9 protein-coding genes and 1 riboswitch are annotated in these 11,294 nt (G+C 41.5%); of the genes, 8 read left to right on the top strand and 1 reads right to left on the bottom strand.

What is annotated here, in order from left to right; all coding sequences use genetic code 11:
• Positions 1-22 precede the first annotated feature (22 nt).
• From MUO15_RS10855 to MUO15_RS10835, 5 genes are all read left to right on the top strand, one after another.
• A complete protein-coding gene (locus tag MUO15_RS10855) occupies positions 23-682 on the top strand; it encodes a cupin domain-containing protein (protein WP_245029219.1) in 660 nt (219 codons plus the stop codon).
• Between the two features lie 167 nt (positions 683-849).
• Positions 850-1,623: a type I 3-dehydroquinate dehydratase gene (aroD, locus tag MUO15_RS10850; RefSeq protein WP_245029217.1), complete on the top strand. Its 774-nt coding sequence runs from the start codon at positions 850-852 to the stop codon at positions 1,621-1,623.
• A 134-nt stretch (positions 1,624-1,757) separates the two neighbouring features.
• Positions 1,758-2,456, top strand: a complete 699-nt coding sequence (locus MUO15_RS10845) for a FadR/GntR family transcriptional regulator (protein ID WP_245029215.1) — start codon at positions 1,758-1,760, stop codon at positions 2,454-2,456.
• A 70-nt stretch (positions 2,457-2,526) separates the two neighbouring features.
• The gene (locus MUO15_RS10840; protein WP_245029213.1) at positions 2,527-3,735 is read left to right on the top strand and encodes a CaiB/BaiF CoA transferase family protein; all 1,209 of its coding nucleotides are present in this window, start codon (positions 2,527-2,529) and stop codon (positions 3,733-3,735) included.
• A gap of 2 nt (positions 3,736-3,737) precedes the next feature.
• Positions 3,738-4,697: a hydroxymethylglutaryl-CoA lyase gene (locus tag MUO15_RS10835; protein WP_245029211.1), complete on the top strand. Its 960-nt coding sequence runs from the start codon at positions 3,738-3,740 to the stop codon at positions 4,695-4,697.
• 107 nt (positions 4,698-4,804) lie between these two features.
• Here the strand turns inward: MUO15_RS10835 and MUO15_RS21790 are convergent, their stop codons facing one another.
• Complete coding sequence (locus MUO15_RS21790; protein WP_396266207.1) at positions 4,805-4,987, bottom strand: YjcZ family sporulation protein; 183 nt, start codon at positions 4,985-4,987, stop codon at positions 4,805-4,807.
• 706 nt (positions 4,988-5,693) lie between these two features.
• Here MUO15_RS21790 and MUO15_RS10825 point away from each other — a divergent pair.
• The 3 genes from MUO15_RS10825 to MUO15_RS10815 are packed head-to-tail and all read left to right on the top strand — an operon-like array spanning position 5,694 to position 10,128.
• Positions 5,694-6,659: an AAA family ATPase gene (locus tag MUO15_RS10825; RefSeq protein ID WP_245029209.1), complete on the top strand. Its 966-nt coding sequence runs from the start codon at positions 5,694-5,696 to the stop codon at positions 6,657-6,659.
• The gene (locus tag MUO15_RS10820; protein ID WP_245029206.1) at positions 6,656-7,921 is read left to right on the top strand and encodes a DUF58 domain-containing protein; all 1,266 of its coding nucleotides are present in this window, start codon (positions 6,656-6,658) and stop codon (positions 7,919-7,921) included. Before MUO15_RS10825 ends, MUO15_RS10820 begins: the two co-directional genes overlap by 4 nt.
• Positions 7,921-10,128 carry a DUF4129 domain-containing transglutaminase family protein gene (locus tag MUO15_RS10815; RefSeq protein ID WP_245029204.1) on the top strand — a complete coding sequence of 736 codons (2,208 nt, stop codon included), beginning with the start codon at positions 7,921-7,923 and terminating at the stop codon, positions 10,126-10,128. Before MUO15_RS10820 ends, MUO15_RS10815 begins: the two co-directional genes overlap by 1 nt.
• 31 nt (positions 10,129-10,159) lie before the next feature.
• A riboswitch (purine riboswitch) is annotated at positions 10,160-10,260 on the top strand.
• The last annotated feature ends 1,034 nt before the right edge of the window (positions 10,261-11,294 follow it).

Raw genomic sequence — 11,294 nt, 5'->3', positions numbered from 1 at the left:
AGGAAAAAGGAGGAGTTAAGTTATGGAAATTAAAGTATTAGATCCATTCAAAGATTCCAAGCCTTCATGGCTAGGTCTAGAAGATCCTAATAAAAATATGGTTCGAAAAGTGTTTCAGCTAATTACTCCTGATAATGTAGGATCCAAGCATATGATGGCCGGGTTAACTGTTTTTGAACCAGGCGAAGCAAGTTCCCTTCATAATCATGACAATTCTGAAGAGCTGAATGTCGTCATTAAAGGTTCAGGTGAAGTCGTTGATGATAAAGGAAACAAGCGTTCATTTAAAGAAAATGATTATATGTTTATTCCTGAAGGAGAATTCCATCAGCATGTAAACAATGGGGATGAACCATTATGGTTATTATGGTGTTACTCCCTCAAGGCCAGTTGCCTAAGGACTAAACCTAGCTTTTTGAAGAGAGTAGGAAAGTGTATGCAACCCAATCTAAATAAGATGCTCAGTACATTAGGCTATGACGCACTTAACCAAATTTTTGATATTCAACAAGAGAACTTATCAGAGTTTAAAAAAAGGAAATTAGTTAAATTAGCAATAAGACAAGAATCAGAAGGACAGATAAAAGATCGAGTGCTTCATATCCTAAAAACAAAAGAAGATGAACAAGAGAAGGTAAAATTGCTTTTGGATTTGGAAACGGATAACAATGAAAGTAGTTAACTATAAAAATGTTCAAAGCGGCCGCTTTGAACATTTTTATGCTTTTAAGTGAAAAAGGATTGTAAGTTAAAAAAAACTCCTATAGAATGACACTAATATGATTTAAAGGTTCAGAACATTTCGTTATTGTGGGGACCAAAATATTGACGTGTCAAGGGGACTTTTTAATGGAGCGGAGTAAAAAAACATTCAAAGTAAAAGGTAAATTAATTGGCGGTCAGCGTCCAATGATATGTATTCCACTTATCGGTAAGAATACTCAAGAGTTGATAGAAGAATTAGACGTTATTAAAGGTAAGCAACCTGATATCATTGAATGGCGTGCGGATTATTTCGAAAATCTAGATGATGAATCAAAGGTGATTGACGCTCTTAATAAGATCAGTGACATAGCCGGGGGAGTCCCTCTCTTGTTTACGATTCGGTCAGCAGCGGAGGGTGGACAGAAGATTGCTTTAAACGAAAAGGATAAATTAAACTTGTTGAAGCTGCTGGTTGGTACAGGAAGTATCGACTTCGTTGATTATGAATTAGATAATAATGAAGATGATATTAAGTATCTGCGTAAAATAACGAACAATCATGATATAAAGCTGATTTTTTCTTACCATAACTTTGAACAAACACCATCTGTAGAGACCATTTTTGAAATAGGGAGACAAGCGGAAAATTATCAAGCCGATATGGTTAAGATTTCAGTTATGCCAAAAAACATGGATGATGTATTGGTATTACTTGAGGCTACTCAAGCTATTAATAAACATATCAAAATTCCGGTTGTTTCTATATCCATGGGAGAGTATGGCTCGATCAGCAGAATGTTTGGATGGAAATTTGGATCTGCCATTACATTCGGCATAGGGGAACAAAGCTCTGCGCCAGGTCAGATTCCAGTGGAAGACTTAAGGTCTGTCATTAATATTATTGAAAAATCGACTTAAGAGCTTGTGAAGACTCCGTTACAGTAACTATTTACTGTAACGGAGTCTTTTCTTGTATCAAGCTTGACGTTTGGGATCATATTTATTATAATAATAGTTAAATTGGGCTAACCAATTTAAAGGGGTGCGAATAATTGAGTGAACAAACCCATGAAGATGTAAAGAGTGAGCGGAAGTACGAGAAAATTGTGCAGCAAATTTTACAGCTCATCGATGATGGAAAGTTGGAACCTGGGGATCGACTCCCGGCTGAAAGGAGTTTATCCGAAAAGTTAGGTTGCAGTAGAACATCCTTAAGAGAAGCGTTCCGTGTGTTAGAATCGGAAGGGTTGATTGTATCTAGAGTAGGCGGCGGCAGGTTTGTGCGAGGAGTCGACCAGCGGGTGAAATACAATTTTAATCCAATTGATACTTTGGAGAAATCAGCCATTCTTCATTTCATTGAAGCTAGAGAAACACTTGAGCCTAAGATAGCTGAATTAGCCAGTTCTAGAGCAACTGAAGAGAATATCGAAAAGATGGCAGGGCTATTAACCAAAATGGAAGAAGAGTTAAAAAATCCTGACGAACAAATAGGAATAGATAGCAGTTTTCACATTGCATTAGCAGAATCCACCCAAAATTTCGTGTTTGTTTCAATGATGGAATCCAATTTGCAAATGATACAAAAGGTAAGGAAGCAGACTTTAGGTGCAAAAGGCCGATCAAAACAAGCATTGTTTGAACACCGTGCTATTTTGGAAGCGGTTAAAGCAAAGGAATCAGCAAAGGCTGTAGAAGCGATCACCCTGCATTTAAAGCATTTGAAAGAAAGAGTATTAAGCAGCAGCTAATGAAGGTGTAAATTTTTTTAGCATATCATTAGATCGATCTACTTAATCGATCCATGAGAGGAGAATATAAATGAGTAAAGTAAATTTCGGACCTTTAACCGGGGTGAAAATCTTGGATATTTCAACCATGATCGCCGCCCCTTTTGGAGCTACCTTACTAGCAGATTTTGGAGCAGATGTAACTAAAATCGAGCTGCCTGGTAAAGGGGACACCTTAAGGACAGTGGGACCTTGGAAAGGAGAAGAAGGACTAAGATGGCCGGGGCTGGCGCGGAACAAAAAATCGATCACGTTAGATATACGGACCGAGGATGGAAAAAAGTTATTCAAGAAGTTAATTGCCCAATCAGATGTGTTAGTAGAAAACTTTCGTCCCGGTACAATGGAAAAATGGGGATTAGGCTATGAAGAATTAAAAGAGGTGAATCCTGAATTAATTATGTCTCGGGTATCTGGATATGGCCAAACAGGCCCTTACAGTGAAAAGGCGGGGTTTGGCACGCCAGGTACAGCATTCAGCGGGCACACAGCCATTCAAGGTTACCCTGACCGTCCGCCAGTTAGTCCGTCTTATTCTTTACTAGATTATATTACTGGAGTGTACATGGCTCTTGCGACAGTGAGCGCATTATACAATCGTGATGTGAATGAGGATGGTGAAGGGCAAATTGTAGAGATGGGTCTTTATGAATCGATCTTCCGAATGCTCGAATTCTTAGTTGCTGAATACGATCAAAATGGGAAGGTACGTGAAAGGAGTCCAGGGCTTTCTGGACACTCAAGCCCTGCAGGCACTTATGCGACAAGCGATGGGAAATTTGTTGTACTCGTCACAAGTACGGACTCTACATTTAATCGTCTGGCCGAAGCAATGGAACGTACAGATATGTTAGAAGATGATCGATATTATACAAACTCAGAGCGATTGAAAAATGATGAACAAGTGCAGGAAATTGTCTCAAACTGGATCAGAAAGTATACACAGAAAGAATTAACGGAGAAATTGGATTCCTTTGGGGTTCCGATAAGTCCTATCTATACCATCGAAGATATCTTTCAAGATCCACACTTTAAAGCACGGGAAAACATTGTAGAGGTCGAGCATCCTCGTCTAGGGAAAGTTAAGGTGCCTGGTGTTGTGCCTAAGTTTTCTAAAACGCCTGGCGCTATACGTCATCGTGCGCCCGATCTTGGAGAACATAATGATGAAATTTACAGTGGAAGTTTAGGCCTTTCAACAGAAGAGGTCAAGCAACTAAAAGAAAAGGGGATTATTTAATCATGCGCTCACGAAATCTAGAATTGCCTTCTAAAGCTATTATTTGTGAAGTGGCCCCTCGTGATGGTTTTCAGGCAGAAGCAAAATGGATACCTACAGAGAACAAAGTGAAAATCATTAGAGAACTGGCGAAGACTGGTTTACAATCAATGGAGGTAACTTCGTTTGTTCATCCAGAAGCCATTCCGCAATTAAAGGATGCTGAGGAAGTCGTACGTCAAGTGCAAGACTTGGAGGATCTTCACTTTCGAGCCTTAGTCCCTAATGTAAAAGGGGCTCAAAGGGCGATTGATTCAGGTATTAAGAAATTAAAACTAATGCTCTCAGCGACAGATTCTCATAGTCTGTCAAATGCAAACGCAATAGTAGAAGACGCCCAAAATAGACTGGAACCTATTATTGACTTAGCGCACAAGCAAAACATCGTTGTGGGAGGGTCCATATCTGTGGCCTTCGGGTGCCCTTATGAGGGGAAGGTACAAGTCAATCAGTTGACCCCGATCATAAAACGGTATCAAAGGATGGGGATAAGTGAAATATCACTGGCGGATACTACCGGGATGGCCAATCCAAAGCAAGTATACGATACATTAGGAGAATTAAAAGAGGTGTTTCCATCCATCACTTTCTCGATGCATTTTCATAACACAAGGGGGATGGCTGTAGCGAACACTGTTAGTGCATTGCAACAAGGTGTAATTCATTTTGACAGTTCAATTGCTGGACTGGGAGGTTGTCCATACGCTCCGGGAGCATCAGGGAATGTAGCAACAGAAGATCTTGTGCATTTTCTCCATGAGTCAGGGGTGGCGACAGGTGTTGATCTGGAATCACTTGTTCAGACGGCTGAAAGTGTGAAAAACATTATAGGACATGACGGGGGCAGCTACTTGTTGCAAGCAGGGCCTTGTTCTACTCTTCATAAGAGACCAACAGCACAGCAAAAAATTTCTAATGAGTAAGTAGTCATGAAAAGGGCTCCTCAACTATTGCGTAATAGTTGAGGAGCCCTTTTCTGTTAACAAAAAGAGCCAGGAAGCTAAGTCCTAGCTCTTTTTTATAATACAGATTACTTGTAAAAAGAAGCTCCTACAATAATGAGAAGAATAAACAAAACAACAATTAGGGCGAAATTATTTCCGCCTTTATGACCACAGCCATAGCCGCCATAGCCGCCGTAGCCGCCAAGACCGCCAACATTATTACCATAGCCACCAAAGCCGCCAACGTTATTTCCGTATCCGTAGCCCATCATCTCACCACCTTTTCGTCTATACAATTACTTTATGAAAACTGTGTAATGATGGAAGGGCGTATGACTAGTGCCGAGGGAGAAAATAGGGCAAAAAGTTGATTGCGATGATTAGTTAACCCGCTTAAGAAAGGTTAAAGTGTGCGCAGAAGAGCTGTGCATTTTTTTATAAGACTTGCAGAAAAAAACTTTTCATTAAATTGGTGAGGTTTGCTCCATATCTCTTTAAACAAGCAGGTTATGATCCGTTCTGTTTTCTTGGAGTCGTTTACCTCTGAAATGATGATGGAATATAATATGCGGGAATATCTATCGTAAAGCAGATCAAGTGCTTGCTTATCCTTATGTATGATTCGAGTAATTAGCGATTGATCTAGTCTCAAGTTGGCCCTCTCCCTTTTCAGTAACTCTATTAGAAAATACCCCGAAATGTATTTTCTAAACACTTGTTTACTAGTTTTTAAGCATAGTGTGAACGACTAAATCCATATTTAATTGTTGTTATCTTCCAATCTAGTGGGTCCAAAGACGTTGGTGAAAGAGGGTGGACCCTTTACAATGGGGATTTTTCTTTAAAGCCTTCTCACATGGTAAAAAATTTGCCGAAAAGCTTTCAGATATTTTGTCGTATGCCTATAGTTGTAGTATAGTTATGATGAGCGCGACTTTTCAGAATATATCGTCAAAGTAGAGAGGGGTACACCTGATGACACAGCAAACTTTTTTATACCAGCCCAAGATTACGGAAGTTTTAAAGAACATTAATAAAGTAATGATTGGCAAGGAGGAAGCTGCATTATTGAGTGTGATTGCATTGCTTGCTAAAGGTCACGTTTTGCTTGAAGATGTACCAGGAGTTGGAAAGACGATGCTAGTGCGAACGTTAGCTAAGTCGCTCGATTGTGATTTTAAACGTATTCAATTTACACCTGACTTGTTGCCGTCTGACGTAACAGGAGTTTCCATATATAATCCGAAAGAACTTGAATTCGAATTTCGTCCAGGCCCGATTTTAGGCAATATTGTTTTAGCCGATGAAATTAATCGAACTTCACCTAAAACACAGTCTGCTTTACTAGAGGGAATGGAAGAAACAAGTATAACAGTCGATGGAGAAGCAGTACCTTTAAAACAGCCATTCTTTGTCATGGCCACACAAAACCCTATCGAATATGAGGGAACCTATCCATTGCCTGAAGCACAGCTGGACCGTTTTCTATTAAAGTTGAAAATGGGTTATCCGAAAGCTAAACAGGAAATGGAAATGCTCGAACGAACGTCAGGCAGCCATCCGATTCATGCGATAGATTCCGTAATTTCTCGTGAAGAGCTGATTGATCTGCAGAAGCAAACAGAAGAAGTGTATGTGGATCAAACGGTTAATCGTTATATTGTGGAGTTAGTAACTGGGACAAGAACTCACGAAGGGGTATATCTCGGTGTGAGCCCGCGAGGTTCAATCGCCCTCATGAAGGCAGCTAAAGCCTATGCGTTTATTCAAGATAGGGATTATGTTATTCCCGATGATGTTAAATTTTTGGCTCCTTATGTTTTATCCCATCGTATGATTCTAACCTCAGAATCCAAATTCGAAGGGACTGCCGCGGAAGAAATTGTGGCCGAACTGCTAACAATGACTTCAATTCCAGTGCAGAGGAACGTAAATGAATGAAGCAATCGGTTCGATTCACAGCTAGATTAGCAGTTGTTCTTCTTATATTTGCTGTGCTTTTCTCCTATGCTATGTTTCAAGGCGGCTTCGTGAGCTGGTTTTTATTTTACAGCTTTTTGCCCCTTCTCCTTTACATGGTGGGGCTTACTTTTTACCGAATGGATAACTGGGAGATTGAGCGCCGCTTGTCTAAAAGGGTAACAACAGCAGGGGAGACTATTTATGTGGACGTTCACATCACTAGGTCGTTTCCCTATCCTTTATATTATTGTGTAATTGAAGAATATTTCCCCGAGTCTTTAATGAAGCGAGATACGCATTTTGACAAGTATCAGAACATGGGCAAACCAGATGATTTGAATAAGCCAAGACGGATGAGGAAAGCAGCTTTTCCTTGGTTTAAACGTACCATTCGCTATCAGTATGAAATAGAAGAGATTCCAAGAGGTGAGCATCATCTAGAGGCTCTCCGTGTGAAAACAGGGGATTTCTTCGGGTTTATTACGAAAGAAGTGGTCCATCAACTTGATAATAAAATTATTGCCTTTCCTTATAAACGCCCAGTTAAATTGAAAGAAAGGGCTTACAGTTTTGAACAGGGAGTCAGTCCATCCTTCAAGCTGAATGAAAAAAACACGAATGTCGTTTCCGGTGTGAGAGAGTATGTTCCGGGAGACCGCTTTGCGTGGATTGACTGGAAGACGACGGCTAAAAGCAACCAGATGATGACAAAGGAATTTGAGCAGGAGAAAAGCGTAGATATGTTGATCATCTTAAATGCCGTCTATGAAGAAAATATGCATCCTTTGAGTTTTGAGGGATCAGTAGAATTTAGTGCGTCTTTGCTAGAAGAGATTTATAATAGATCCTCACAGCTTGCCTTCATGACACTTGGTGAAGGGAAAAGGTATTTTCCTTTTCAACAAGACCATGCCTATAAGGACATGATTCAACAGCATTTAGCCCAAGTCCGCCCGGTGGGACAAACGCCATTTGCTAAACAACTGGGGCGTGAACTTTCACAGAATCTAACGGGAATGTTGTTGCTTATCGTGAGTCACCACCTGGATACACAAATGTTTACAAGCCTCACTCGTCTAGCACAAAAAAGTAAACGTGTCGTCTTCTTTTATGTCAAACCTCGCAGTCAAATGGAGTTTCAAGATCACAAATTGGTTAAGCAGTTAGTAAACAATGGAATTGTCGTAAATGTAATCTCAGAGGAAGAATTAATTCAACAAGAATTTGAGGTGAACACATAATGGACATCTCACAGGGGAAGCAAGGGCTAGTCTATCAGATCGTCATCTACGTTTGTGGATTTTTACTGTTTTGTGAATGGTTGAGGCCGCTAGAAATGATCTCAAATACGCAAAATGTTAAAGTCTTCCTTATCTATGCCGGTTTTTGCTTTTTTATTTCATTTCTGCAAATCACTTGGATGATCTCGGTTCCATTAAAGCTGCTTGGTCTATTATTTATTATTGACGGGTTATATGTAGCTGAACGGATTTTCAGTGGACAATGGTTTTCTGTTGTTTATGATCAAGTCATTTACAATATTCAAGTCATTCAAGCGCAACAATGGTGGGAAATGACGCCGTTATTTAGAAGTCTATTATTCTTGGTTTTGTTATGGCTCATGAGCTATCTGCTGTATTACTGGTTTATCATTGCCAAACGGATGCTCGCTTTTGTTATTCTTACCTTTGTTTATGTCACTGTTGTCGATACATTTACGATGTATGATGGGCAATGGGCTATCATCCGCACGTTTATACTGGCAATGGTCTCACTCGGCTTAGCTCATTTATTCAAAGAAATGGACAAAGAAGAGATTTTATTAAAAGGTGTGAAAAAGACTTACTTGTGGGCACTGCCCTTAATTGGAGTGATTATGTTCTCTACCTTGGTGGGATATGCTGCACCTAAGTTGGGTCCGCAATGGCCGGACCCTGTTCCCTACTTGACAAGCTCAAATAGTGACGCAGGTGCGGGACCGGGTGGGCGTGTTCAAAAAGTAGGGTATGGAGAGAACGATTCAAGACTTGGCGGTTCGTTTATTCAGGACGATACGACAGTCTTTCAAGCAGTTGCTGACAATGAGCAATACTGGAGAATTGAATCTAAGGATACGTACACAGGGAAAGGATGGGAAGACACATTAGAAGACCCTGTTACCAAAGTCTCACCTGATAATATTGAATTTCAAACATTTACAGATAATGTAGAGGTAGAAGAACAGACAGCATTGCTGAATTTTACTGATGAGGCTGATTTCAGGAAGCTTGTTTACCCTTATGGAGTCCAAGAACTGGAACGTTTTCCTGAAAGAGTGGACATCACATTGCACGAGAACACTGGGGAGATGGATACATTAATAGAAGGGGATCCGAACCAAGTTCAGCAATACATCACCCATTACAATGCACCTTCTTTTGAATACAATCAATTAAGAGAAACCAATGGCGAGGATCCAGAAGAAATCACCGAAAACTATCTACAATTACCTGATAGTTTACCGGATCGTGTTCGTGACCTGGCTAGTGAAATCGTAAGTGGTGAAGATAACCGCTACGATCGAGCGAAAGCTGTCGAGTCTTATTTCTCTCAAAACGGATTTGAGTATTCCACAACCGACGTCCCTGTCCCCAGTGAAAATCAGGACTATGTTGATCAATTTCTATTCGAATCCCAAGTCGGATATTGTGATAACTACTCAACATCCATGGTCGTGCTACTTCGTGCTGAAGGCATACCCTCCCGCTGGGTCAAAGGCTTTACCGGTGGTGAACGCCAAAACGAAACTGCCACAGTAAACAACGAAACCTTGAACGTTTATGAGGTAACCAGCGGCAACGCGCACTCCTGGGTAGAGGTGTACTTCCCGGAGGCAGGCTGGGTTCCTTTTGAACCAACACAGGGCTTTACGAACAACACAGACTTTCACCTTGAAATCGACGAAACAGAGGATGAAGCCGAATCCGCAGCAGCCAATGCAAACGAACCGGAAGAGGACCTAACTGGAAGGCCGGAACAAATGCAAGAACAACAAGCGAGCGCAAGCACAAGCGCAAGCCAAACGGGTACAGACGCAAGGCAGAACACCCTGTCACTATGGATCAGCCTGCTCGCAGCGTTGATCATCGCCGCCGCCTTATATTTCACAAGGTTCCGCTGGATGACCGCCATTTTAATCAGACGATTTAGAAAAAGGGACAGTGAAGATACGTACGAACGCGCCTATCAGTATCTATTGAAGGTCCTCGAACATAGAGGCTTGAAACGTTATCCTGATCAGACGCTTAGGGACTACGCAAGGAAGGTCGACACACATTTCCAATCCAATGACATGCGCAAGTTGACGAATAACTATGAACGTGTCTTGTACAGAAATGAAGGCCGTAAAGAACAATGGCATAAGGTCACAGAATTATGGGAAAATTTAATTAAAAAAGCATTGTCTTGATTCCAGTCTATGCTGTTGATAGAATGAATGAAAATCAATGGTATCAATCCTTCATATATCCTCGGTAATTTGGTCCGAGAGTCTCTACCGGAACGCCGTAACGTTCTGACTATGAAGGCAGGAATCGTGTGACGTGTATATTTTGCATGGACTTCTGCCTTCACCGTGAAAATCCGGGGGTAGAAGTCTATTTTTTTATACATGCGAAACAATTTCATAATTTAAGCCCCCTTCTGTCGTAAGGGATTCAAAACGCAAAAAAGGAAGTACCTCCCCCAATCTAGTCAAGTAGGAAATTTGAAATCATTTTTATTAGGTTAAGGGCAGTAAACTGGAAGACTCCATCTCGAGATAGGTTTCCGTTTCCTTGGATGGAGAAGGAGGTCCGGGAGATCACTCGCTTTCCGTGGGCATGCGCTGAGTCTCCTCGGACTCCGTCCTCCGGGGTCTCACCTGTCATGTCCATCCCCCAGGAGTCTCGCAATTTCCCGGACTTCCTTGTGTTTGTGAGAAGAACGGAAACACTCCAGGTTCACAAGTCACCGAAAAAGACAGAAGAACTTCCTATCAGATAGCTGGAAATCTCTCTGTGACACGGTTATTATGCTACATCATGATGGATGAAGCCCTCTGAACATTGGAGACTCATTCGGAATACGAATGGCTCCGTTCATCACAAAACAGGTGGGGTGGCTGGGAAACGGCGAGACTCCCGCGGGAGAAGGGGCGAGGCAAGACCCCGGAAGGCTTCGCCTGAGGAGGTTTGCCGTTTAGAGGATGTTCGGTTAAGTTCGGCACGTCGTGTGCCAACACCGAACGACCCCACGTCCTGTGGGGCCGCAGGAAAGCGAGTCGTTTCCCAGCCACCCCGAGCCCTCATACCGTAACGGACCTAAGTGTCTCGGAGCTGAGTCTCCAGGATAAGGGGGGCGATGTGAAGCAACATGGATAGAAAGTGATCAAACTTCTTTATAAAACGGAAACTAAAATCTGCTGGATAAGAATCCACTTTGAACCTTTTCAGAAAAGAGCCTTATATTCTTCCAGACTTTGGCGTTTTAAAAAGAGCAATTATGAAATTGACTCATGCGGTTAAAATCCAAGATAGCACAGCTGAGCACATTTTTTTGGCTGCTTGTTTCGGATAATCGCAGCAAGCATATTTT

It is taken from the genome of Halobacillus amylolyticus (genome assembly GCF_022921115.1).
In the GTDB taxonomy this organism is placed as follows: domain Bacteria; phylum Bacillota; class Bacilli; order Bacillales; family Halobacillaceae; genus Halobacillus_A; species Halobacillus_A amylolyticus.
Note: the sequence above shows the minus strand (reverse complement) of the source record. Positions and strands in the feature narration are given on the sequence as shown.